Here is a 22,840-nt window from a genome sequence, read left to right on the forward strand (position 1 = left end):
GCCACCCACCCCCACCCCTGCTGGCAGCACCCGACCCGACACCTGCCGCGACCGTCGACGCAGATCGCGACGCCGGGGCCGGCCACGGCGCCCTGAACCGACCCCGAGGACCAGCACCACCCGGCATCGAACGTCGACTCGCAGGCGCGATCGACGCACTCAAACGGGCCGGGCCATAGCCGGGAGATCACCCGGCGGATGAGACGGGATAGTTGTCGGGCCTAGATGTCAGGCTGGGCTCATGATCGATCACTTCGGCATCAACTGCGCGAATCTGGATGAAGCTGTCGATGCCGATCCGCCTGGAGACGATGACCGAACGCAATGTGACCCTCTACCGCGCCCACGGCTTCGAGATCGTCGACGAGCTCCACCTGGGCCAGGACGGTCCGCAGACCTGGATCATGCTCCGGTCGGCTACTGGTGGCCGTGTCTAGAGAACGGGTCGGGTCTGCGCGTAACCAGTGACCGACTCGAACGCCTTCGCCATCGCGAGCAGGCTTAGTTCGTCGCGGTGCCGCCCGACCAGTTGCACTCCGGCGGGCGAACCCGGCCGAGTGAAGCCGGCTGGCACTGAGATCGCGGGGTGGCCGGTGATCGTGACGTCGAAGCAGGATTCCATCCAACCCAGGTAGTCGGGCATCTCGACGCCGGCGACGGACGACGGGTACTCCTGCTCGCAGTCGAAGGCCGGCAGCGGCGCCACCGGTAGCAGCAGGCAGTCGTACTCGTCGAGGAACTCCCGCATCCGGTGGAACATCGCGGTCCGGGCGATCGAGGCGGCGCCGACCTGCGGGCCGGAAAGCTCGCGTCCGCGCGCCATGTTGTCGTAGAGCGACTCGCGCACGAGCTCACGGTGGGCATCGAGATGCACACCCATGCCGGCCTCGAACGCCCACGCACGAAGCACTCGGAAGGCCTCGGCCGCGCCGGTGAAGTCCGGGCTTGCGTGCACGACCTCCGCGCCGGCCTCGCGGCAGGATTGCGCAGCCTTCTCCACGAGAGCGGCGATCTCGGGCTCGACCGGGATCGCGCCACCCAGGTCGGGGGAGTACGCGACTTTCTTTCCGCTCAGCCCGTCGCCTGGGATCTCGGCGAACGCCGAGCCCGGGAGCTCGAGCGAGTTGGGTGCCAGCCGCGACGGGCCCGCGATCACCGATAGCATCAGCGCCACGTCGTCCACCGTCCGCGCCATTGGTCCGTGCACGGACAGCCCGACGAGACCGTCGGCGGCCGGCCAGACAGGTACGCGGCCGGACGACGTCCGAAAGCCCACGACGTTGCAGTAGCCGGCCGGCAGCCGGAGCGACCCGCCGAAGTCGTTACCGTCGGCGAGCGGCTGCATGCCCGCGGCCAGGGCCGCGGCGGCACCGCCGGAGGATCCGCCCGCCGTGAGCGAGAGGTCGTATGGATTCCGAGTGATGCCGAAGACCTCGTTGAATGTGTTTCCACCCGCGACGAACTCCGGGATGTTCGTCTTCCCGATCGTCACGCATCCGGCCTCCTGCAGGCGCGCAACGGTCAGGTCCGTGATGTCGGGGATGAAATCGGCCCGGGACCTCGATCCGAAGGTGGTACGGATGCCGGCGGTCACGTGATTGTCCTTGTGTGCGATCGGAAGACCGTGCAGCGGGCCGAGTAGCGAACCGCGTGCGATCGCGGCATCGGCCTGCTTCGCCGTCTCATAAGCGATCTCGGGAACCAGGGTGACGATCGCATTGACATCGCCGTTGACTGCGTCGATGCGGGCCAGGTGCGCATCGAGCACCTCGCGTGCGGAGATCTCCTTCGACGCCATCCGGGCGACGAGGCTGCACGCAGAGTCGTAGACGATGTCGTCGGTCATGCGGATGCCTTGGCCGCCAGCGAGATGATCGCCTGCGTAAAGCACTCCAGTGGCGGATTGACCAAACCGGCGCCCACCTGGCCCGTGCCCGCGACCCGCCCAGCCATGCCGGTGTTGATCTGCGGGAGGATTCCAGTGCGCAACACCCTGGCCACGTCGATGCCGGTGGGCGATCCGCGGAACTCCAGGATCGGCACCGCGAAGTTCGGGTTCTCGCCCTCGGTGATCTCGTACATCCGCGCCGTCGTCTCGAGCGCGTCGGGGACGGCGCCCCCGACGAGTCGCACGATCGCCGGCGCCGTCGCCATCACCATGCCGCCGATGCCCATCGTCTCGGTGATCGCCGAGTCGCCGATGTCGGGATTGGCGTCGTCCTCGTCGAACCCGGCCAGGAACAGCCCGTCCGGCGTCTGGGCCGGTCCGGTGAACCACTCGTCCCCGGTGCCGGAGACCTTCACGCCGAAGTCGGTGCCGTTACGGCACATCACCGTCACCACCGACGATCCGGGGATCCCGGACGCCGCCATGCCCATCAGCTTGCCGACCGGCATCACGACATTGAGGAAGAAGTGATCGTTCGCGCCGACGAAGCGGCACACCTCGGCGATGTCGGTGGCATCGAAGTCGCTCGATACGAGCGCCGGCAGGATCTCGCGCAGGAGCATCAGCGTGCCGGCGCGGTTGCGGTTGTGCCCTTCGTCGCCCATCTGCACCATCTGCCCGACGATGGCGGTCGCGTCGATCGGCCCGGTAGCCCGGACGGCGGCCTGCAGCACCGGACCCAGCACGTCGGCCATCCAGTTCAGCCGCGTGATGACCTCATCGTTGTAGGCGCCGTATCGCAGCACCTTGCCCAGACCTTCGTTGAGCGAGCAGTACGCGACATTGCCGGTCGACTCGTCGCGCAGCTTGAACAGGTACATGCGTGGCGAGACGACCCCGGCCATCGGCCCGACGGCGTCGTGGTCGTGACAGGGCGAGAGCGTGATGCCCTCGCCGGATTCGAGCTTGCGCTCGGCCTCCTCGGGGTCGACGGCGAGCCCCTCGAACATCATCGCGCCGATCAGCGCGCCACGCATCGGACCGGATGCGCGCTCCCAGGTGATGGGCGGGCCGGCATGGAAGAAGTCACCGGGCTTCATGCCTAGCTCCGCACCGGCCGGGACGACGTCGACGATCATCGCGCGCACGTCGATCATCTTCTGCACCGCCTGCGCGTTGGCGCCGGCCAGTCGCGGGTCTGCGAGCACCTTCGTCAGCGCCGGCAACACCTCCGGGTCGTCGTAGGCGGCGGGGGTGAAGTCGACGGGCACGACCTCGACGGCCTGGTCGGCCAGCGCCTGCGCCATGAGGTCGATGCCGGCGGTGATGACCGCAGGAGGGGTCTGCAGGAGGTTGACGGGCTGGCTCACTGGGCTGCTCCTTCGGTTCCGGCGGCGATGGCGGCCGCCGTCGCGGCGGCCTGGGCGTTCGAGGCGAACACGGCTGCGCCGGCGTCGGCCAGCGCCTGGGCCTGCCGGTCGCGATCCTGGGGGTCTCCGGCGGTGCCGCACAGCGACACGACCACGGTCAGCGACCGGTCGGCCGAGGCGATCGCGTCCTTGATGACAGGCGCCAGTGCGGCCGACGGATCCGGCTCGGCACAGTGCCCGAGCACGACATCCAGCAGGATCACCGACACCTCTGGGTCAGCGGCCTGTGCAGCGATGAGGTCCAGCTTCACGCTCGGATCAATCATCGGGTGCGGCCTGCCGCGGGTGAACTCGTCGTCCCCGAGGTCGACCACCACGTGACCCAGACCAGACAGCTGCGGTACGGCGGACCCGGTGGCCTCACCCGGCAGCGCGAGGTCGTCGCGCAGCGGGATGTTCGAGCGGATGTCCCCGAGCGTCGCCCCCGCGACCAGCATCGCCTCGTCCGCGAGCGTGCCGCCGGAGAACAGCCCACGCAGCGCGCCGGCCTGCCCGGTGATCGTGTCGGCATTCCAGGTCTGCCACGTCGGGACCGGCCGGCCGAGCTCGCCGAGCACGGTGGTCACGCCCTCGGTGATGTTGGGCTGACCCTGGCCCAGCAGGATCATCGTGACCGGCTTGTCCAGCGCCTCCGCAGCCGCGGTGACCTTGGCGGCGACCTCGGGATGCGGCGGCTTCGACACGATGACGATCCGCGCTGTCTCGGGGTCCTCGCCGAGCATCTGCAGGGCCTGGAGGGCGCTGCGGCCGGCGACATCCTGTGACAGGTCGCGCCCACCCAGCCCGAGCACGTGCGAGATGTCCACGCCCGCGTCGTCGAGCAGGCACGTCAGGTGCTGCGCACCGGTACCGGAGGCAGCGATCACGCCGACGCTGTCGCCGTCGTGCTCCCCGAGCACGTTGGCGAACCCCAGCCCGACGCCCCCCACGATGGCTGTGCCGCAGTCCGGCCCCATGACCAGCACGCCTGCCTTGGCTGCGGCGTCCTTCATGGCGATCTCGTGATCGACCGGCACGTTATCGCTGAAGACCATCACGTGACGTCCCGCCGCGATCGCGTCCATCGCCTCTGCGAGCACGTTGTCGCCCGGCACGGACAGCAGCACCAACGATGCATCCGGCCGTGCGTTCACCGCAGACCGCACGGTCTGGGGTGCGGGGCCGCTGCCCAGTCCGCCGGCGGCGCGACCGGCAGCAGCAGCCTCGGCGAGCGCGGCCTCGAAGGCGGCGATGCCGCGATCGATCGCCTCTTGATCGGCGCCACGCAAGGTGATGAGCAGGTCGTTGGCAGTGGTGCCCTCCGGGACCTCGAAGCCCATCGCGCGGGCAAGATCGATGTTCAGCTCGGTCGCCATCGCGACCTGGGCATCCGTCACGCCGTCCGCGATGCGCGCGGCCTGGGTGATCCGCAGCAGCGTGACGGAGTCGTAGTAGACGCCTTTGCGCACGTCGATGTGCTCAGTCATCGATCCGGTTCTCCTCTTCATCGTGAAGGGTGGACAGCATCAGAAACACTCCATGGGCCAGGTCAGCGCCGGAGGTGTGGCCGACGCGCAACAGCTCGTCGTACGCCGGGTGCCAGCGGTGGGTGGGCAGCGCCATCAGCAGCGCCCGCAGCTCACCGGCCACCTGACCCCGCCACGCGGCGTGCAGGAACTGCCCGGACAGGTCGGTGGTCGTGGCGATCCGGCCGATCGCCTCGCTCCAGAGCTCGTCGATGCGGGCCTGGGTTGACCACGCATGGGCCGCGCCGAGCGCCCCGCAGAGGATGTCGTCCCCCGATGGGGTCAGGCCGCCGCCCAGGCCGACCAGTGCGGCCGGCCGCAGCTCGGTGCCGAGCGGGAGGCCGAGCGCGGCGTCGGCGAGGCGATCGCGAAGATCCTCCAGGGTCGCCCGCGACGGCAGGCGCAGCCGCGGCACCCGGGTGCGCCAGATCCGGCGCAGCTCGATGGTGAAGCGATCCGCGGCCAGCACCCGGTCGCCGGCCAGCAGATAGCGGACGTCGGCAAGCTCGGCGAAGGTCTGCGGATCGACCCGGACGCCGCAGACCGAGTGGCTGGCCGTGCGGTCGGTGAGCGCGACGAGCCCCGACGAGCCGGCGTAGAGATGGGTGTGGGCGAAGCTCTGCCGATGGACCAGCACCTCGCCGGGCGGGCACAGCGCGAGGGCGGCGCGGGCGGCGCTCGCCGCGCGGACCGGCAGACCGACGACGGACGGTGGCTGCGGCATGCCTACCTCCTGTGATCGCCTCCACGTATCAGCCGACAGTAGTGGGCGCGCCGCGGCAGCGAGTATGACAACTATTGACGACCGATTGACCCCTCCCGGACAAAGACCGCCAACGGCCCGTGGCATGATCTTGGGTCATCATGAGTGAGCTTCCCGACCTCGAGCAGGACCGCTACGCCGGCGAGAGCGCAGCCGGCAAGGGCCGGACCGTCGCGGTCGCCGCCTCCCCGCTGCGTCAGATCCTCACGCTGCCGTCGTTCTCCGGTGCGCGGCTGCTTGCGGGCCGCGACGGACTGGGCCGCATGGTGCACAGCATCAACACCATGGAGGTGCCCGACGTCCTGCCGTGGGTGCGTGCCGACGAGCTGCTGCTGACGACCGGCTACCCGATGCGCAACAACCCGCTCGCCCTCGTCGACTTCGTCACCGAGCTCGACGAGCGCGGCGTCGCCGGTCTGGCGATAAAGCTGGGGCGCTACATCCACGAGCTGCCGAAGGACATGCTCGAGCGCGCCGATGCCCTGGGATTCCCCATCGTGCAGGTCGCCGACGAGATCCCCTTCTCCGAGATGCTCAACCAGGTGCTGCTGGAGGTGCTGGGGCTCTCGGCCAACGCGGTCGCCCGCGCCGAGCGGGAGCACCAGGACCTCACCCAGCTCGTCCTGCACGGAAAGGGCATGCCGGAGGTCGTCGCTGCATTGCACGCGCAGCTGTCGACAGAAGGCGCGCGCGTGGTGGTGGCGCTTGCAGACCGCACCGGCGAGCTCAGCGAGATGGCCGGCGGCGAGCTGCCCGCGGCGGCCGCTCACCTCCTCGACGAGGACGGCGCATTCCGGGCGAACGTCTTCGGGCACGGCATCCACGACCTCGGCGAGCTGTCGTTGGCGGTCGGATCGGTGAAGGCCGAGGGCAGCCGCGGTCATCTGATCGCGCTGCGTGCCGACCGGCCATGGACCCAGTCCGAGGTGATCACGCTGGAGCGCGGGGCGACCGTGGCCGCCCTGGTGCTGACCCGCGAGATGGCCGTCTCTGCGGTGGAGCACAAGTACCGCGGCGATCTCTTGCGCGAGGTGCTCGCCGGCCGGGTCTCGGCCGAGTCCGCCGAGTCGCGCGCGAGCGGATTCGGTTGGCGATTCAGCGGTCCGAAGGTCGTGATCCTGGCTGCCGACGACCCGTCGTCCGAGGGGTCGGCGGATCGACGCTCCGAGCAGCGCGCGAAGGCGTGGTCCAGCCGGGTACGGTCGGTGGATGCCACGGCGGCGACGGCGACCTTCGCCTCCGAGTCCGTCGCCGTGCTCGGCTGCCCGGACGGCGTCGCTCCGTCCACCAAGGCCGTCACCGACCTGGTATCGGTACTGGGCGCCCCGGGCCGCTCGTACGACGGCGTCGTGGGGGTCTCCCGGGTGGTGGAGAACGGGTTGGACGGGTTGCCCGCGGCGTACGCCCAGGCCTGGGAGGCGGTCCGGGTCGGCCGGATGGTGGACGACGCCGGCACGGTGTCGCGATTCGACGACCTCGGGCTCTACCGGTTGCTGTCGTGGGTGCCGGACTCGACCGAGCTGCGCTCGTTTCTCGCCGACACGCTCGGCGAGCTGGCGCAGCCGCAGGGCGACCCCGAGATCGATGAGCTGCGCCGCACCCTGATGGTGCTGCTCGACACCAACCTGAACGTCGCCGAGACCGCCCGCCAGATGCACTTCCACTACAACACGCTGCGGTACCGGGTGAACAAGCTCGAGAAGATGCTCGGCCCGTTCACCACGAACGCGCGGCTGCGGGCAGACCTGCTGGTGTCGATCTACGTGTGGCAGATGCGGGTAGCCCACCGCTGAGCGCACCTGGCGCGCCACGTCAGCGCACCGGCAGGCGTCCGTCGATCACCAGGTCGGCGCGCGAGACGGTGGCGTTCACCGCATAGTGTGCCTCCTCCTGGCGCGCCCACTGCTCCCAGTGCCCGGCGTAGCTCGCGCCGTCCCGGGCCATGGCTCGCTCGTACCGGATCTCGGCTGGGACGTCGACCCATACGAGGTAGTCGACGAGGTCGGCCAGCGATCGCGCACCGCTCCCGCAGCCCTCGATCACGACCGTCGGCGCGGCCGGGCGGTGCAGCGGTTGCCCCCAGTCCCCGCGGAGCCAGTCCCAGGTGCGGTATCGGGCGGGTTCGCCGCTACGCAGCGCCTCCAGCGCGGGGCGGATCAGCCGCACCGACTCCTCGAGGCCGTCCCAGCCGGGGACGACGTGGTCCATTCGCAGCATCGTGAACTTGCCGAGGGCCCGCCCGAGTCGCCTCGCCAGCCTGCTCTTGCCCGATCCCGACCGTCCGTCGACGGCGACCACCAGAGCACCCGCCTGCGGTCGGCGTTGCCGGATCTGCTCACTGATCGAGTTGAGGTCGTAGACGGGCATCGGCCAGCATCGTAGCCCCGCTTCCCGGCGGATCTGGGACACTGGAGGGGTGAGCACCCCTGATCAAACGCGTCCTCAGCCGGCGGACGAGCCGATGGAGCTGATCAGCAAGCCGCGCAAGCTGATCATCTGGTCCATCGTCACCGCGGTCGTCATGACGGTCACCGGCATCGTCGCCGGGATCATGCTCAAACAGAGCGAGGCGGGCACGATCTTCACGGTGTCCGATCAGATCGCCATCGGCGGCATCGGGCTGATCCTCGCCGCAGGAGCGCTCATGTTCACCCGGCCCCGGGTGTGGGCGAACAGCCGACGGGTGAAGGTCCGCAATGTCTTCACCACGAAGGTGGTGCCGTGGGGCGTCGTCCGCGACGTCGGTGTGTCGCAGGGCGCATCATGGGGGATCCTCGACCTGCAGGACGACGACCGGCTCTCGATGCTCGGTCTGCAGGTCGCCGACGGTCAGCGCGCGGTCGATGCGATGAAGCGCCTGCGCGAGCTGCACCGGTCGGCGGTCGGCGCGCGCCCGGACGAGACGTGATCGGGCCCCTGGGGGCGCCGGGCGAGCGGCCGCTGCCGCACAGCCTGGCCAAGGATGCCGACGACGGCCTGCCCGACGCCGATCTCGAACGCGCCCTGTATGCCTGGGCGACCGGGACCGGCGACACGACCGGGCAGCAGCGGGCGGTGATCGAGGCCTTCCGCAAGGCCCGCGTCTACGTTCCTGCAGTCGCCCCGGAATCCGGCCGGCTCGGGATGATCGCGCTGCGTCGCGAGGACGGCATGACCGCGCTGGCGGTGTTCACGGGGATCGAGCGGCTGGTGGCCTGGCGCCCCGATGCTCGTCCCTTGCCCCATGTGGGTTCCATCCTCGCGTCGATGGCTGCCGACGACGGCCACACCATGTGCGTGGTGGACCTCGATGGCCCGATCACCGCGACCCTCCCGGTCGCCGCGCTCCTCGGGGACTGAGCGCCTCGGGCGCCCACCGCCCTGATCAGGCATGTGTGACCGGGTACGCCCTGCGTATCTGTTGGGCGAGCCGCCCTGCCCTGGTACTCTGATCTACTGCGACCGCGCGACGTCTGGGCGTCGCGTTGCAAAGTGGAGATCACTCCCACCTGAGCGTTCGACAGCTTCCACAGTCACGACTTGGGTCATGAGGTCGGCGTACGGCGATCGGCTCGCCGCGCGCCAACGACCGGCACTTGGTGTCGGCACGTCCGCTCACGGGACGTCTCGGAAGTGTCTTCTCAATGCATGTTGCACCAGCATCCATTGCTACTGAGGAGGACTCATCAGCGTCGAGCCGCGTATCAACGAGCGCATCCGCGTACCTGAGGTACGACTTGTCGGGCCCGAGGGCGAGCAGGTCGGCATCGTCAAGGTCGAGGACGCGCTCCGCCTAGCCCAGGAGGCCGATCTCGATCTCGTCGAGGTCGCCCCGGACAGTCGCCCGCCCGTCTGCAAGCTCATGGACTACGGAAAGTTCAAGTACGAGGCTGCGCAGAAGGCGCGCGAGGCACGTCGTAACCAGTCGCTGACGGTCATCAAGGAGATGAAGCTCCGCCCGAAGATCGATCAGCACGACTACGACACGAAGAAGGGCCACGTCGTCCGGTTCCTGAAGGCCGGCGACAAGGTCAAGATCACCATCATGTTCCGCGGCCGCGAACAGTCGCGACCTGAGCTGGGCTTCCGCCTGCTGCAGAAGCTGGCCAGCGACATCGAGGAGCTGGGGTTCGTCGAGTCGGCGCCCAAGCTCGACGGACGCAACATGATCATGGTGGTCGCTCCGCACCGCTCCAACGCCACCCGCAAGAACCCGCAGAAGGCCAACCAGCCCCAGCGGAACGACCAGACCGACGCCGGCAACGCAACCGCGTAGCGATCGGCGTACGCCGGCCGTCCGACCACGGCTCGGCACGCACCCACCGAAGGACCGACCTAGAGATGCCAAAGCAGAAGACCCACAAGGGCACCGCCAAGCGCGTGCGCGTGACCGGTTCGGGCAAGCTCGTGCGCGAGCGCTCCAACCGCCAGCACAAGTTCGAGTACAAGACCTCGACCCGCAAGCGTCGCCTCGACGGTATCGAGGTGCTCAGCCCCGCTGACGCCAAGCGCATCAAGAAGATGCTCGGCAAGTAGCCCTCGCAACCGACGAAGACCTGAAGGACTGAACTACTCATGGCACGTGTGAAGAGGGCCGTCAACGCCCACAAGAAGCGCCGCTCGATCCTCGAGCAGGCCAGCGGCTACCGCGGGCAGCGCTCGCGCCTGTACCGCAAGGCCAAGGAGCAGGTGCTGCACTCGGCGACCTACAACTACCGCGACCGCAAGGCGCGCAAGGGCGACTTCCGGCAGCTGTGGATCCAGCGCATCAACGCCGGTGCCCGCGCCAACGGCATGACCTACAACCGGTTCATCCAGGGCCTGAAGGCCGCCGGTGTCGAGGTCGACCGCAAGATCCTCGCCGACCTGGCTGCCACCGACGAGGCCGCCTTCGCTGCGCTCGTCGACGTGGCCAAGGCCAACGTCCCGGCGCAGAAGCCTGCCGCCTGAGACCTAGCTCGTTGAACCCCCCGGCACCGCAGCCCGGGCAGGTCGCCACCGCGCGATCGGCCCGGGTTGCTGCTTCTCGCAAGCTGTTGCGTCGGGCCGTTCGCCGCGAGCAGCAGGCCTTCCTCGCCGATGGACCGCAAGCCGTCCGCGAGGCGTTGCGCTTCCACGGATCCGCAGGCGGCGCCGCTCATCCGAACGGCCTGTGCGTCCACGTCGAAGAGGTGTATGTCGACGCCGCGCTCACCGAGCGCCACGCCGAGCTGCTGGCGCTCGCCGCCCAGCGGTCGGTGCCGGCCGTGCACTGCGATGCAAAGGCCATCGCCTCCCTCTCGGACGCCGTCACCCCGCAGGGCATCCTCGCCCGGTGCGCCACCCTCGACGTACCGCTCCACACGCTCGTCGACAACGGCCGACGTCCGCTAGAGACCTCGCAGGACGACAATGCCCGCATCCACCGTCCCCGCCTGCTCGCCGTCCCGGTCGACGTCCGCGACCCCGGCAATCTCGGCACGATCATCCGCTGCGCCGACGCCTCGGGCTCGGACGGCATCGCGGTGCTCGGCGACAGCGTCGATGTGTACAACCCCAAGACCGTGCGTTCGACGGCAGGCTCGCTGTTCCACTCGCCGATCGCGGTCCAGGGCGACACCGTCGCGGCGATCCGGTCGATGCAGGCGGGCGGCCTGCAGGTGATCGCCACCGAGGGAGAGGCGTCGCTCGATCTCGACGACGCGATCGATACCGGCCGCCTGGAGCGGCCGACGGCCTGGCTGTTCGGCAACGAGGCCCACGGCCTTCCCGACGAGATCGCCGGGCTGGCCGATCTGCGGATACGCATCCCCATCCGGGGCCTGGCAGAGTCGCTCAACCTCTCGACCGCAGCCGCGATCTGCCTGTTCGCATCGGCCCGCGCCCACCGGTGGCCTCCGGGCATGACCCTGGGAGGCCACCGATGACCGACATCCCGTGCATGCCCGCCACCACGCTCGCAAAGGCGCTCCGTAGCGGGCAGATCTCCAGCCGCGAGGCCACCGAGGCGTTCATCGCGCGGATCGAGCGCGTCAACCCGCGGGTCAACGCGGTCGTCACGCTCGTGGCCGAGCAGGCGCTGGAAGCCGCGCGGGCGGCCGACGAGTACGCCGTGAGCAATGACGATCTTCCACCGCTGCACGGCATGCCCATGTTGCACAAGGACACTCATGCCACGGCCGGCATCCGCACCACCAGCGGATCGCCGCTGCTGGCCGACAACGTTCCGACGTCCGACGACCTCGTGATCTCACGACTCCGACACGCCGGTGTCATCAGCCTGGGGAAGACGAACACCCCGGAGTTCGCGGCCGGCTCGCACACCTTCAACCCGGTCTTCGGCCCCACCCACAACCCGTACGACCTCGCCCGGTCGGCCGGCGGCAGCTCCGGAGGCGCGGCCGCCGCGCTCGCGACCGGCATGATCGCGCTGGCGGACGGCAGCGACATGGGCGGCTCACTGCGCAACCCGGCGTCCTTCTGCAATGTGGTCGGGCTGCGGCCGTCGCCGGGCCGTGTGCCCAACGCGCCGGACGCCTTCGGCCAGCTGACCCTCTCGACGAGCGGCCCGATGGCGCGCAGTGTCGACGACCTCGCGCTGCTGCTGTCGGTAATGGCCGGGCCGGACCTGCGGGCGCCGGCCAGCCTCGACACGCCGGGCACCGGCTTCGCGCCGGTGCGCGAGATCGACCCGGCCCGGCTGCGAGTCGCGGTCGCTGCCGACTTCGGCGGCATGATGCCCATCGAGCCCGAGGTCGTCGACATCGTGACGCGGGCGGGGGAGACCTTCGAGGCGCTGGGCGCGAGTGTCGAGCGCGCGATGCCGGACCTCACGCACGCCGACGAGGTGTTCGGCATCCGGCGGGCCTGGCAGTTCGCGGCGAACCTCGGACCGGTGGTGAATCTGCACCCCGATCAGGTCAAGGAGGCGATCCGGTGGAACGTCGAGAAGGGCCGCGCGCTGAGCGTCGACGACCTCACGCGGGCGCTCGTGTGGGGCGAGCAGCTCTACCAGCGAGTGGTGCAGTTCTTCGAGCAGTACGACGTCCTGCTGGTGCCGGCCGCCCAGGTGGTCCCCTTCGACATCGGCATCGAGTACCCGGCCGAGATCAACGGCCGGCCGATGCACACCTACCTGGAGTGGATGCGCGCCTGCAGCGACATCACGGCCACCGGAACGCCCGCGATCAGCGTGCCGGGCGGGTTCACCGATGCCGGGCTGCCGGTCGGCGTCCAGATGGTCGCCGCTCCCCGCGCCGATGCCCTGCTGCTGTCGATCGCCAGGACGTTCGAGCAAGCGACGGGACACGCCCAGCGCCGGCCGCCCGTGCTCGACGGGGAGCCGCTCAGCTGAGCAGGGCCCGGTGGAAGGTCAGGTCGCCGGTGAGCTAGGGGTGGAACGAGATGCCGATCGCCCGGTTCTGCCGCACCGCGACGATCCCGCCTGACGTACGCGCGAGCACCTCGACATCGTCTCCGGTGCGCACCACCAGCGGGGCGCGGATGAACGCCGCGTGCGCCGGGCCGAGGGCAGTGTCCAGGTGCTGCTCGCTGGAGTGCGCCTGGGCGCCGAACGCGTTGCGGCGCACGTCGACGTCCAGCGCGCCCAGCGAGCGCTGCCCCGGGGCGGCGTCGAGGACCCGGGCCGCCAGCAGCACCAGGCCTGCGCAGGTGCCGAGGGTGGGTAGTCCCGCAGCGACCAGCTGCTGCAGCGGCTCGAACAGCTCGAACGTGCGCAGCAGCCGGTCGATCGTCGATGACTCGCCGCCGGGGAGCACGAGCGCATCGACCCGCGGCCCGTCGGGGCCGATCAGGTCGGCCGGGCGGCGTACCAGGCTGACCCGGGCATCGAGCGCGGACAGCAGGTGCGCCTGCTCGCGGACGCCGCCCTGCAGCGCCAGTACGCCGACGGTCGCCGCGGGTGGGGCAGCGCTCACCAGCCCCGCTCGGCGAGGCGATGCGGGGCCGGGAGGTCACCGACGTTGATGCCGACCATCGCCTCGCCCAGCCCGCGGGAGACCTCGGCGATGACGGCGGGGTCGTCGTACTGGGCGGTCGCCTTCACGATCGCCGCGGCTCGGCGGGCGGGATCGCCGGACTTGAAGATCCCAGAGCCGACGAACACGCCGTCCGCGCCCAGCTGCATCATCATCGCGGCGTCCGCGGGGGTGGCCACGCCGCCCGCGACGAACAGCACCACCGGCAACGCGCCGCGCTCGGCGACGTCGCGCACCAGCTCGTACGGCGCCTGCAGCTCCTTCGCGGCGACGAACAGTGCATCGGGCTCGGCCTTGGCAAGCGCGGACAGCTCGGCGATCTGCCGGCGGATTGTGCGGATGTGCTTGGTCGCCTCGGAGACGTCGCCGGTGCCGGCTTCGCCCTTCGAGCGGATCATCGCGGCGCCCTCGGTGATGCGGCGAAGGGCTTCGCCGAGGTTCGTCGCGCCGCACACGAACGGCACCGTGAACTGGCGCTTGTCGATGTGGTTGAGGTAGTCCGCCGGGCTGAGCACCTCGGACTCGTCGATGTAGTCGACCTCGAGGTGCTGCAGGACCTGCGCCTCGACGAAGTGGCCGATGCGGGCCTTCGCCATCACCGGGATAGAGACCGCGTCGATGATTCCGGCGACCAGGTCCGGGTCGCTCATCCGCGCCACGCCGCCCTGGGCGCGGATGTCGGCCGGCACCCGTTCGAGCGCCATCACGGCGACCGCGCCGGCGTCCTCGGCGATCCGCGCCTGGTCGGGGGTGACGACGTCCATGATCACGCCGCCCTTGAGCATCTCGGCCAGCCCGCGCTGCAGCAGCGCGGTGCCCTTGGTGGAGTTCTGTTCAGTCACGCGGTCCAGTCTGTCCGGCATACTGGACCTCTGCTAGAGCCAGAATCGACCGAGATTCGGTAGACCAGTTGCCTGGAGGGGTGCGTGCGTCAGTCCACTGAGCCCGGCTTCCCCCTAGCGCTCCAGCGGGACTCCGGCATCGCCTTGCCGGCTCAGCTGGCCGAGGCGATCCGCCGGCTCGCCCGCCAGGAGGTGCTGCGCCCGGGTGAGATCGTGCCGTCCTCCCGCGCGCTGGCGCGGCACCTCTCCGTCTCCCGCGGCACCGTGGTCTCGGCCTTCGACCAGTTGCTCGCCGAAGGGTGGCTCACGACCGTCCCGGGCGGGGCCACCCGGATCAACCCGCTGCTGCCGCAGCTCGGTACGCCGGCCGCGGGCGTACCGCGGGTGGTCTCGTCGAACCCGCCCGCGCCCCGGGTCAACCTGCGCCCGGGGCGCCCGCTGCAGGACGATCTGCCCAGCGCGGAGTGGCGGGCCGCCTGGCGGCAGGCGGCGGCCGAGCCGGTCGACGTCCCGGCGCCATCGCTGGGCCTGCCCGCGCTGCAGGCGGCGGTCGCCGAGCACCTTCGCCGGATGCGGGGCGTGCTGGTGGATCCGGCACGCATCGCCGTCACCTCGGGCGGGCGCGAGGGGCTGGCGCTGCTGCTGCATGCGGCCAGGATCCGCTCGGTCGGGGTCGAGGACCCGGGATTTCCCGGGCTGCGCCGCGTGCTGAGCCGGCACGGGATCGATATGGTCTCGCTGCCGACCGACACCCGCGGCCTGGTCACCGCGGCGCTGCCGACCACCGCGGCCCCCGATGCCGTCATCGTGACGCCGTCGCACCAGTATCCCCTCGGCGGTACCCTCCCGATCGACCGCCGGGCCGCCCTGCTCGAGTGGGCCGGCCGGCACGGCGTCCGGGTCATCGAGGACGACTACGACTCCGAGCTGCGCTACACCTCCGAGCCGCTGCCGGCGCTCGCCTCCCTGGCCGCCGCGCAGGTCGCGCTGCTGGGCACGTTCAGCAAGACGCTCACGCCCGCGCTCGCCACCGGGTTCCTCGTCCTGCCCGCCGACCTCGTGGACGACGCCGCGTCCGTGCGACGCGACCTCGGCCAACCGGTGGGACTGGTTGCCCAGCGTGCGCTCGCCCGCTACCTCGCCTCGGGAGCGCTGGCGCGGCACACGCAACGGATGCGGCGGGTCTACCGGCGTCGACGCGACCTCGTGACGGCTGCCCTGGCGGATGTCCACGGCGTCCGGGTCAACCCGATGGACGGCGGGCTGCACGCGGTGCTCTGGCTCAGCCACGACGAGCAGTCGGTGATCGCCGCGCTCGCCGAGCACGGCATCGCGGTGGCGAGCCTCGCCGACTACTGGGCCTCCGGACCGGACCGAGCCCGGCCGGGCCTGGTGCTCGGTTACGGGGGCGTGCCCGAGCCCGACCTGCGGCAGGCCTTGGAGGTCATCCGCGGGGTGCTGGCGAACCAGCGCCCAGGAAACCGGTTGCCGGTCGCCGACTAGAATCGAGGAGTTGCGCCATCGCGCAGACCCGAGGCTCCCAAACGCGAACGGACCGGTATGTCGGCACCGAATGACAACTACGACCCGAAGCAGGTCGCTGCACTCTCGCCCGAGAGCCTGCAGCGGGCCGTCGACGATGCCGGCGCCGCGTTCGCGGCCGCCGCGGATCTCGACGCGCTGCACCCGCTGAAGGCGCAGCACATCGGCGATCGAGCACCGATCTCCCTGGCCCGGCGCGAGATCGGTGCGCTTCCGCCGCAGGCGAAGGCCGACGCGGGCAAGCGGGTGAACCAAGCGCGCCAGGCGGTGCAGACGGCGTACGACGCCCGGCTCGCGGAGCTCGCCCGCCGTCGCAACGAGCAGGTCCTGCGTGAGGAGGCCGTCGACGTCACCATGCCGACCGGGTCGGGACCGACCGGCGCCCGGCACCCGGTGACCACCGTGGCCGAGCGTATCGCCGACGTGTTCATCGGCATGGGATACGAGGTGGCAGAGGGGCCGGAGGCCGACACCGAGTGGCATGTCTTCGATGCCCTCAACACGCCGCGCGACCATCCCGCGCGCAGCCTGCAGGACACCATCTTCCTGGACCCGCCCGAGAACGGCGTGGTGCTGCGCACCCACACGAGCTCGGGCCAGATCCGGTCGTTGCTGACGCGAGAGCTCCCGGTGTACGTCGTCGTACCAGGACGTGTATATAGAGACGATCCTATGGATGCGCCCCATCTGCCGGTGTTCAACCAGGTCGAGGGGTTGGCGGTCGACAAGGGGCTGTCGATGGCGCCCCTGCGCGGCCCCCTCGACCGCTTCGCGCGGGCGATGTTCGGCGCCGGGGCGCACACCCGCCTGCGGCCGCACTTCTTTCCCTTCACCGAGCCGTCGGCCGAGGTCGACCTCTGGTTCCCGCACGCCAAGGGCGGCCCGCAGTGGATCGAGTGGGGCGGCTGCGGCATGGTCGACCCCAATGTGCTGCGCGCCTGCGGTGTGGACCCCGAGGTCTACTCGGGATTCGCCTTCGGCATGGGCATCGACCGCACCGTGATGTTCCGCAACGGGATCGCCGATCTGCGGCAGTTCGTGGACGGCGACGTCCGGTTCACCCGCCACTTCGGAATGGAGCAGTAGGCATGCGCGTTCAGCTCGCGTGGCTGACCGAGCTGGTACCCCAGCTCGACGGAAAGAGCCCCCAGGAGATCGGCGACCTGCTCAGTGGCGCCGGCATTGAGGTCGACGAGATCGGCGGCCTGGGCCCGGACGACGTTGCCGGGCTGTACGTCGGCGAGGTTGCCCAGATCGAGGAGCTCACCGAGTTCAAGAAGCCGATCCGCTACTGCCAGGTGCGCTTCGACGACGGCAGCGATCCCGAGCAGACGCGCGGGATTGTCTGCGGCGCAACCAACTTCGCCGTTGGCGACAAGATCGTCGCGGCGCTGCCGGGCGCCGTCCTGCCCGGAGACTTCCACATCTCGGCGCGCAAGACCTACGGCCGCGTCTCCGACGGAATGATCTGCTCCGAACGCGAGATGGGCCTGGGGGAGGACCACGACGGCATCTTGGTGCTGCCGGACGACGCCCCCATCGGTGCCGATGCGGTCGAGTACCTCGGGCTGCACGACGTCGTCCTGGTCACCGAGCCCACCCCCGACCGGGGCTACCAGCTGGCGCTGCGCGGGATCGCCCGCGACCTCGCAGCGGTCCTGGGCGTACCGTTCACCGACCCCGCCGACCAGGTTCCTGCAGCGCCGGAGGGCGACGGTTTCCCGGTCGAGCTGGCCGATCCCGCCTGTGATGTCTTCACCACCCGGATCATCCGCGGCTTCGACCCGGCCGCGCCCACGCCCGCGTGGATGGCGCGACGACTGACCGCGTCGGGCATGCGTCCCATCAGCCTCGCCGTCGACGTCACGAACTACGTCATGCTGCTGCTGGGACAGCCGCTGCACGCCTATGACCTCGACAAGCTCCAGGGCCGGATCATCGTGCGCAAGGCGCTCGAGGGCGAGCGGATCACCACCCTGGACGACGTCGAGCGCACGCTCTCCGCCGATGACCTGCTGATCACCGATGAGGCCGGCATCCAGGGCATTGCCGGAGTGATGGGCGCCGAGCACGCCGAGATCTCCGACTCCACCACCAGCATCATGCTGGAGGCCGCGCACTTCGACCCCACCTCGATCAGCAGGACCGCCCGCAAGCACGGGCTGCTGTCCGAGGCCGGCCGACGCTTCGAGCGAACCGTCGACCCGACACTCGCCCCGCGGGCGAGCGCGCTGGCCACTGCGCTGCTCGTCGAGCACGGCGGGGGCCCGGCCGAGCCGACCATGTTGCGGGTCGGCGAGCCGGCACTGCCCCGCCCGATCACCGTCGAACCGCAGCGAGTGCGCGACCTGGTCGGGGTGGACTACTCCGTCGACCGGATCACCGAGGTGCTGCAGCGGCTGGGCTGCCAGGTAGACCCGGACGGCGACCAGCTCATCGTCACCCCACCGCCCTGGCGGCCTGACTTCGTAGAGCCGAGCCGGGTGGCCGAGGAGGTCGCCCGGATCGACGGCTACGACAAGATCCCCTCCGTGCTGCCCAAGGCGATGGCCGGCCGTGGCCTCAACGCCGTCCAGCGGGCACGCCGCTCGGCCGGTCGGGCACTGGCCGCCGCCGGGTACGTCGAGACCCCGTCGATGTCCTTCCAGGACGACGCCGACCTCGACCGGCTCGGGGTCGCGGCCGACGACCGGCGCCGGCAGAGCGTCCGGCTGGCCAACCCGATCGCGGCCGACCAGGCAACCCTCCGGACGACGCTGCTCCCCGGCCTGCTGGCCTCGGTGCGGCGCAACGTCAGCAGGGGCGCCGAGCACGTGGCGACCTTCGAGACGGGAGTGGTGTTCTTCGAGCCGGCACGGCCCCGGTCGGCCGCACCGATCATCGACCGCGGTATCCAGCCGACGAGCGAACAGCTCGCCGCGCTCGAGGCCGCCCGTCCGGTGGAGCGCCTTCACGCGGCCGTGGCCACCGCCGGGACCCGCCCCGCGAGCTGGTTCGCCGCGAGCGCGCGGGCCACCTGGCGCGAACCGATCGAGGCGATACGCCGGCTTGCCGACGCCGTCGGGACCGCGATCACGATCACGCGCGCCGAAATGGCGCCCTGGCACCCCGGCCGTTGCGCGTCGATCGCGCTGAGCACGGGCGAGGTCATCGGCTACGCTGGCGAGCTGCATCCGCAGGTGTGCGAGGAGCTCGATCTGCCGCGGCGCACCAGCGTCGCCGAGATCGACCTGGAGGCGCTCATCGACGCCCGCGACGCTGAGGCGACCGCGCCCCAGGTCTCCCCGTTCCCGCGAGCCACGCAGGACCTCGCGTTCGTACTGGATGCCGATCTCCCGGTCGCGGACGTGGAGGCGACGATCCGCGACGCGGGCGGCGACCTGCTGGAGGACGTCCACATGTTTGATGTCTACAGCGGCGCGCAGGTCGGAGACGGCAAGCGGTCGCTGGCCTTCGCGCTGACCATGCGCGCTGATGATCGAACCCTCGGCGGTGAGGAGATCACCGGGGTCCGCGAGGCGGTCATCTCGGCCGTGCGGGAGCGGCACGGCGGCGTCCTTCGGTAGACCGCTCACCCGTACGGCGTACGGCGGTGAGATGTGCGCCGCTCTCACCTCCATCCGATGGTTGCTCTCCACTACCATCGGGCGGGTGAATTGGGACCAGTTCGATGCAGCCCTGTTCGATCTCGACGGTGTCATCACCCCTACCGCAGAGGTGCACATGCGGGCCTGGGAGGCGATGTTCAACGAGTTCCTCGCTGCGCAGCCGGGGCAGCACGCGCCGTACACCGCCGACGACTACTTTCAGTTCGTCGACGGCAAACCGCGCTACGACGGTGTTCGATCGTTCCTGTCCTCGCGCGGCATTGAGCTGCCTGAGGGCAGCGGCGCTGCGGACCTCTCCCGGGAGACCGTCAGCGGTCTGGGCAACAGCAAGGACGCGCTGTTCAACGAGATCCTGCAACGCGACGGTGTGCAGCCGTTCGCGGGCTCGGTCGCGCTGCTGGACCATCTCGCCGGCCGCGACATCGTCCTGGCGATCGTCTCGTCCTCACGCAACGCCCGAGGAGTGCTCGCCGCGGCAGGCCTGCTCGAGCGCTTTGCCTTCGTCGTCGACGGCAACGTTGCGGCCGAGCACGCGCTCCCCGGCAAGCCCAACCCCGACACCTTCCAGTACGCGGCGCGGCAGGCCGGTGCGGACGACGCACGCTCGGTCGTCATCGAGGACGCGGTCTCCGGCGTACAGGCCGGCCGGGCCGGTGAGTTCGGACTGGTGATCGGCGTCGATCGCGGCGCTGGTGCCGACGTCCTGACCGCCGCCGGCGCCGACATCGTCGTGACCGACCTCCAGGAGCTCGTGCCATGAACCTCGACGAGCCGATGACCGATCCGCTCGACCGCAGCCGCTTCCCGGTGGACCCGTGGGCGCTTCGCGAGGTCAGCTACAGCAAGTCCGACCTGGGCACGACCGAGACGTTGTTCACCGTGGGTAACGGCTATCTGGGCATGCGCGGCAACCCCGAGGAGGGACGCGACGCGCACACGCACGGCACCTTCGTCAACGGCTTCCACGAGACCTGGGCGATTCGGCACGCCGAGGAGGCCTACGGGTTCGCGCGCACCGGACAGACCATCGTGAACGCGCCGGATGCCAAGGTCATGAAGCTGTATGTGGACGATGAGCCACTGCTGCTGGCGACCGCCGACCTCGAGGAGTACGAGCGGGTGCTCGACTTCAAGGAGGGCGTGCTGCGCCGCGAGGTGGTGTGGCGGACGCCGTCCGGCAAGCGGGTGCGAATCTCATCGAAGCGGATGGTCTCCTTCACGCAGCGGCACCTGGCGATCATGCAGATCCAGGTCACGATGCTGGAGGGCGACGCTCCGGTGGTGATCTCCTCGCAGATCCTCAACCGGCAGGACGGACGCGACGAGTACAACATCCCCGAGCATGCGATGGGCAAGCACTTCGATCCCCGCAAGGCCTCGAACTTCGAGGGGCGGGTGCTCGAGCCCAAGCTCAACTGGTATTCCGATCGCCGGATGATCCTGGGCTACCGGGCCACGAACTCCGGGATGACGCTGGCCGTCGGCGCCGATCACGCGATCTCGACCGACAACGAGTACGAGCAGCTGAACTCCAGCGACGACGACTACGCCAAGAAGGTCTACCGGGTGCACGCGCACGAGGGCCGGCCGATAACAATCACCAAGGTCGCCTCGTACCACAGCTCGCGCGGAGTCCCGGTGCGCGAGCTGGTCGACCGCGTGCGCCGCACGCTGGACCGGGTGCGCGACCACGGGGTGGAGCACTACGAGCAGGAGCAGCGGGACTGGCTGGCCGACTTCTGGGCGGCCTCCGATGTCGAGATCGAGGGTCAGCCCGCCACCCAGCAGGCGGTCCGCTGGAACCTCTTCCAGCTCGCTCAGGCCAGCGCTCGCTCGGACCAGCTCGGCGTCGCGGCCAAGGGCGTGTCGGGCACCGGGTACGAGGGGCACTACTTCTGGGACAGTGAGGTGTACGTGATGCCCTTCCTCACGTACACCTCGCCGTACCTGGCGCGCAACCTGCTGCGTTTCCGCTGGAACATGCTGCCCGCCGCCCGCGAACGCGCCGACGAGCTGTCGCAGCGTGGTGCGTTGTTCCCGTGGCGGACCATCAACGGCGAGGAGGCCTCGGCGTACTACGCGGCCGGCACCGCCCAGTACCACATCGACGCGGACATCGCCTACGCGCTGGTGAAGTACGGCTGGGCCACTGGTGATGCGGACTTCCTGGTGCGGCAAGGCGTGGACATCCTCGTCGAGACCGCGCGGATGTTCGCCGATCTGGGGTTCTGGCGTAACAACGGAGAGCGCAGCTTCCACATCCACGGCGTCACGGGGCCGGACGAGTACACCGCCGTGGTCAACAACAACCTGTTCACCAACGTGATGGCCCGCTTCAACCTCGAGCAGGCCGCGCTGCAGGTCGAGTCGATCAAGGCGACCGACCCCGCTTCGTACGTGAAGCTGGTCAAGCGGCTGCGCCTGGGGGAGGACGAGCCCGCGGAGTGGCACGACGCCGCGCGGCGCATGACGATCCCGTACGACGAGGCGCTGGAGATCCACCCGCAGGACGAGCACTTCCTCGATCGCGAGATGTGGGACCTGTCGGCGACTCCCGAAGAGAACAAGCCGCTGCTGCTGCACTTCCACCCGCTGGTCATCTACCGATTCCAGGTTCTCAAGCAGGCGGACGTCGTGCTCGCGATGTTCCTGCAGGGCGATCAGTTCACCCTCGAGCAGAAGCGCGCGAACTTCGAGTACTACGACCCGATCACCACCGGCGACTCGACACTCTCGGCCGTCGTGCAGTCCATCATCGCCGCCGAGGTTGGCTACCACGACATGGCCTTGGACTACTTCATGAAGGGGCTGTACGTCGACCTGGCCGATCTGCACGGCAACACCAGCGACGGCGTGCACGTCGCGTCGACCGGGGGAGTGTGGAGTGCGCTGGCCTACGGATTCGGGGGCATGCGCGACTACGACGGTCACGTCACCTTCGACCCGCGGCTGCCGACCGGCTGGGAGTCCTTGCGCTTCCGGATCACTCTGAAGGGCGCACGCCTGGAGGTGACCCTGCGGCAGGGGTCGATCGAGTTCCGGGTGGACGGCGGCGACGTCGAGGTCGGCGTCCGCGGCCAGCGTCACTACATCCGCCCGCACGAGCCGGTGCGGGTCCAGCTCGACGGACAGGGAGACCGTATCGACGGGATCCTGGGCACCTCGCCGCTGATCGGCGGGCGACGGTCCGACGGCACGGTCATCACTGCGGGAGTTCCAGAGCCACCGTCGGAGCCGGTTCCCGTCACGCCCTCATAGGGATGACCGACCCACCTGCTGAATAAAGTTGCACAGTGATGCATAATCA

Annotated in this window: 21 protein-coding genes; 14 read left to right on the forward strand and 7 right to left on the reverse strand. The window is 70.0% G+C overall.

The genetic code is table 11. The features are described 5' to 3' along the window. Positions 1 to 290: 290 nt before the first annotated feature. The gene (locus DAA40_RS16005) at positions 291 to 437 is read left to right on the forward strand and encodes a hypothetical protein (RefSeq protein WP_158716136.1); all 147 of its coding nucleotides are present in this window, start codon (positions 291 to 293) and stop codon (positions 435 to 437) included. Here the strand turns inward: DAA40_RS16005 and DAA40_RS00005 are convergent. The 4 genes from DAA40_RS00005 to DAA40_RS00020 are packed head-to-tail and all read right to left on the reverse strand — an operon-like array spanning position 434 to position 5,547. Beyond that, on the reverse strand, positions 434 to 1,846 hold the full coding sequence (locus tag DAA40_RS00005; RefSeq protein ID WP_106847721.1) for an amidase: 1,413 nt from the start codon (positions 1,844 to 1,846) through the stop codon (positions 434 to 436). The two genes, DAA40_RS16005 and DAA40_RS00005, sit on opposite strands and share 4 nt — an antisense overlap. Beyond that, positions 1,843 to 3,258: a DUF1116 domain-containing protein gene (locus tag DAA40_RS00010; RefSeq protein ID WP_234356169.1), complete on the reverse strand. Its 1,416-nt coding sequence runs from the start codon at positions 3,256 to 3,258 to the stop codon at positions 1,843 to 1,845. Before DAA40_RS00010 ends, DAA40_RS00005 begins: the two co-directional genes overlap by 4 nt. Then, positions 3,255 to 4,784 carry an FdrA family protein gene (locus tag DAA40_RS00015; RefSeq protein WP_106847722.1) on the reverse strand — a complete coding sequence of 510 codons (1,530 nt, stop codon included), beginning with the start codon at positions 4,782 to 4,784 and terminating at the stop codon, positions 3,255 to 3,257. The genes DAA40_RS00010 and DAA40_RS00015 overlap by 4 nt, the downstream gene beginning before the upstream one ends. After that, positions 4,777 to 5,547 (reverse strand): DUF2877 domain-containing protein, encoded by a 771-nt coding sequence (locus tag DAA40_RS00020; protein ID WP_158716137.1) that lies wholly within the window; start codon positions 5,545 to 5,547, stop codon positions 4,777 to 4,779. Before DAA40_RS00020 ends, DAA40_RS00015 begins: the two co-directional genes overlap by 8 nt. Before the next feature lie 140 nt (positions 5,548 to 5,687). Here DAA40_RS00020 and DAA40_RS00025 point away from each other — a divergent pair, with 140 nt between their 5' ends. Beyond that, positions 5,688 to 7,379: a PucR family transcriptional regulator gene (locus tag DAA40_RS00025; RefSeq protein ID WP_106847724.1), complete on the forward strand. Its 1,692-nt coding sequence runs from the start codon at positions 5,688 to 5,690 to the stop codon at positions 7,377 to 7,379. A gap of 19 nt (positions 7,380 to 7,398) precedes the next feature. Here DAA40_RS00025 and DAA40_RS00030 read toward each other — a convergent pair whose 3' ends face one another. Beyond that, a complete protein-coding gene (locus DAA40_RS00030; RefSeq protein ID WP_106847725.1) occupies positions 7,399 to 7,953 on the reverse strand; it encodes a uridine kinase in 555 nt (184 codons plus the stop codon). 49 nt (positions 7,954 to 8,002) lie between these two features. Between DAA40_RS00030 and DAA40_RS00035 the strand changes: the two genes are divergently transcribed. From DAA40_RS00035 to DAA40_RS00065, 7 genes are all read left to right on the forward strand, one after another. Beyond that, complete coding sequence (locus tag DAA40_RS00035; protein ID WP_158716138.1) at positions 8,003 to 8,494, forward strand: PH domain-containing protein; 492 nt, start codon at positions 8,003 to 8,005, stop codon at positions 8,492 to 8,494. Next, positions 8,491 to 8,925: an SseB family protein gene (locus DAA40_RS00040; protein ID WP_158716139.1), complete on the forward strand. Its 435-nt coding sequence runs from the start codon at positions 8,491 to 8,493 to the stop codon at positions 8,923 to 8,925. The genes DAA40_RS00035 and DAA40_RS00040 overlap by 4 nt, the downstream gene beginning before the upstream one ends. Before the next feature lie 343 nt (positions 8,926 to 9,268). Then, positions 9,269 to 9,841 (forward strand): translation initiation factor IF-3, encoded by a 573-nt coding sequence (gene infC, locus DAA40_RS00045; RefSeq protein WP_255413463.1) that lies wholly within the window; start codon positions 9,269 to 9,271, stop codon positions 9,839 to 9,841. Between the two features lie 65 nt (positions 9,842 to 9,906). Beyond that, complete coding sequence (gene rpmI / locus DAA40_RS00050; protein ID WP_106847729.1) at positions 9,907 to 10,101, forward strand: 50S ribosomal protein L35; 195 nt, start codon at positions 9,907 to 9,909, stop codon at positions 10,099 to 10,101. A 39-nt stretch (positions 10,102 to 10,140) separates the two neighbouring features. Further along, positions 10,141 to 10,515: a 50S ribosomal protein L20 gene (gene rplT / locus DAA40_RS00055; protein ID WP_106847730.1), complete on the forward strand. Its 375-nt coding sequence runs from the start codon at positions 10,141 to 10,143 to the stop codon at positions 10,513 to 10,515. A gap of 11 nt (positions 10,516 to 10,526) precedes the next feature. Beyond that, positions 10,527 to 11,471, forward strand: coding sequence for an RNA methyltransferase (locus tag DAA40_RS00060; RefSeq protein WP_106847731.1), 945 nt, complete (start codon positions 10,527 to 10,529; stop codon positions 11,469 to 11,471). Continuing rightward, the gene (locus tag DAA40_RS00065) at positions 11,468 to 12,898 is read left to right on the forward strand and encodes an amidase (RefSeq protein ID WP_106847732.1); all 1,431 of its coding nucleotides are present in this window, start codon (positions 11,468 to 11,470) and stop codon (positions 12,896 to 12,898) included. The genes DAA40_RS00060 and DAA40_RS00065 overlap by 4 nt, the downstream gene beginning before the upstream one ends. A 34-nt stretch (positions 12,899 to 12,932) precedes the next feature. Here the strand turns inward: DAA40_RS00065 and pdxT are convergent, their stop codons facing one another. Beyond that, on the reverse strand, positions 12,933 to 13,481 hold the full coding sequence (gene pdxT / locus DAA40_RS00070) for a pyridoxal 5'-phosphate synthase glutaminase subunit PdxT (RefSeq protein ID WP_199849430.1): 549 nt from the start codon (positions 13,479 to 13,481) through the stop codon (positions 12,933 to 12,935). Beyond that, the gene (gene pdxS, locus DAA40_RS00075; protein ID WP_304529193.1) at positions 13,478 to 14,383 is read right to left on the reverse strand and encodes a pyridoxal 5'-phosphate synthase lyase subunit PdxS; all 906 of its coding nucleotides are present in this window, start codon (positions 14,381 to 14,383) and stop codon (positions 13,478 to 13,480) included. Before pdxS ends, pdxT begins: the two co-directional genes overlap by 4 nt. A gap of 84 nt (positions 14,384 to 14,467) precedes the next feature. Between pdxS and DAA40_RS00080 the strand changes: the two genes are divergently transcribed. The 5 genes from DAA40_RS00080 (at position 14,468) to DAA40_RS00100 (ending at position 22,791) form a co-directional block, all read left to right on the forward strand. Beyond that, positions 14,468 to 15,886: a PLP-dependent aminotransferase family protein gene (locus DAA40_RS00080; RefSeq protein WP_106847735.1), complete on the forward strand. Its 1,419-nt coding sequence runs from the start codon at positions 14,468 to 14,470 to the stop codon at positions 15,884 to 15,886. 57 nt (positions 15,887 to 15,943) lie between these two features. Next, complete coding sequence (gene pheS, locus DAA40_RS00085; RefSeq protein ID WP_106847736.1) at positions 15,944 to 17,011, forward strand: phenylalanine--tRNA ligase subunit alpha; 1,068 nt, start codon at positions 15,944 to 15,946, stop codon at positions 17,009 to 17,011. Positions 17,012 to 17,013: 2 nt separating this feature from the next. Beyond that, the gene (gene pheT / locus DAA40_RS00090; RefSeq protein ID WP_106847737.1) at positions 17,014 to 19,491 is read left to right on the forward strand and encodes a phenylalanine--tRNA ligase subunit beta; all 2,478 of its coding nucleotides are present in this window, start codon (positions 17,014 to 17,016) and stop codon (positions 19,489 to 19,491) included. An 85-nt stretch (positions 19,492 to 19,576) separates the two neighbouring features. Beyond that, on the forward strand, positions 19,577 to 20,293 hold the full coding sequence (locus tag DAA40_RS00095) for an HAD family phosphatase (protein ID WP_199849431.1): 717 nt from the start codon (positions 19,577 to 19,579) through the stop codon (positions 20,291 to 20,293). After that, complete coding sequence (locus tag DAA40_RS00100; RefSeq protein WP_106847739.1) at positions 20,290 to 22,791, forward strand: glycoside hydrolase family 65 protein; 2,502 nt, start codon at positions 20,290 to 20,292, stop codon at positions 22,789 to 22,791. Before DAA40_RS00095 ends, DAA40_RS00100 begins: the two co-directional genes overlap by 4 nt. Positions 22,792 to 22,840: the final 49 nt, after the last annotated feature.

Origin of the sequence: Blastococcus sp. Marseille-P5729 (assembly GCF_900292035.1) — a bacterium.
GTDB lineage: Bacteria > Actinomycetota > Actinomycetes > Mycobacteriales > Antricoccaceae > Cumulibacter.

What these genes read in the sequence shown, in the direction of transcription:
- DAA40_RS00005 (WP_106847721.1), bottom strand. Translation starts at nt 1,846, where the DNA reads ATGACCGACGACATCGTCTACGACTCTGCGTGCAGCCTCGTCGCCCGG.
- rpmI (WP_106847729.1), top strand. Translation starts at nt 9,907, where the DNA reads ATGCCAAAGCAGAAGACCCACAAGGGCACCGCCAAGCGCGTGCGCGTG.
- pheS (WP_106847736.1), top strand. Translation starts at nt 15,944, where the DNA reads ATGTCGGCACCGAATGACAACTACGACCCGAAGCAGGTCGCTGCACTC.
- DAA40_RS00065 (WP_106847732.1), top strand. Translation starts at nt 11,468, where the DNA reads ATGACCGACATCCCGTGCATGCCCGCCACCACGCTCGCAAAGGCGCTC.
- DAA40_RS00025 (WP_106847724.1), top strand. Translation starts at nt 5,688, where the DNA reads ATGAGTGAGCTTCCCGACCTCGAGCAGGACCGCTACGCCGGCGAGAGC.
- DAA40_RS00015 (WP_106847722.1), bottom strand. Translation starts at nt 4,784, where the DNA reads ATGACTGAGCACATCGACGTGCGCAAAGGCGTCTACTACGACTCCGTC.
- DAA40_RS00020 (WP_158716137.1), bottom strand. Translation starts at nt 5,547, where the DNA reads ATGCCGCAGCCACCGTCCGTCGTCGGTCTGCCGGTCCGCGCGGCGAGC.
- rplT (WP_106847730.1), top strand. Translation starts at nt 10,141, where the DNA reads ATGGCACGTGTGAAGAGGGCCGTCAACGCCCACAAGAAGCGCCGCTCG.
- DAA40_RS00100 (WP_106847739.1), top strand. Translation starts at nt 20,290, where the DNA reads ATGAACCTCGACGAGCCGATGACCGATCCGCTCGACCGCAGCCGCTTC.
- pheT (WP_106847737.1), top strand. Translation starts at nt 17,014, where the DNA reads ATGCGCGTTCAGCTCGCGTGGCTGACCGAGCTGGTACCCCAGCTCGAC.
- DAA40_RS16005 (WP_158716136.1), top strand. Translation starts at nt 291, where the DNA reads ATGCCGATCCGCCTGGAGACGATGACCGAACGCAATGTGACCCTCTAC.
- DAA40_RS00030 (WP_106847725.1), bottom strand. Translation starts at nt 7,953, where the DNA reads ATGCCCGTCTACGACCTCAACTCGATCAGTGAGCAGATCCGGCAACGC.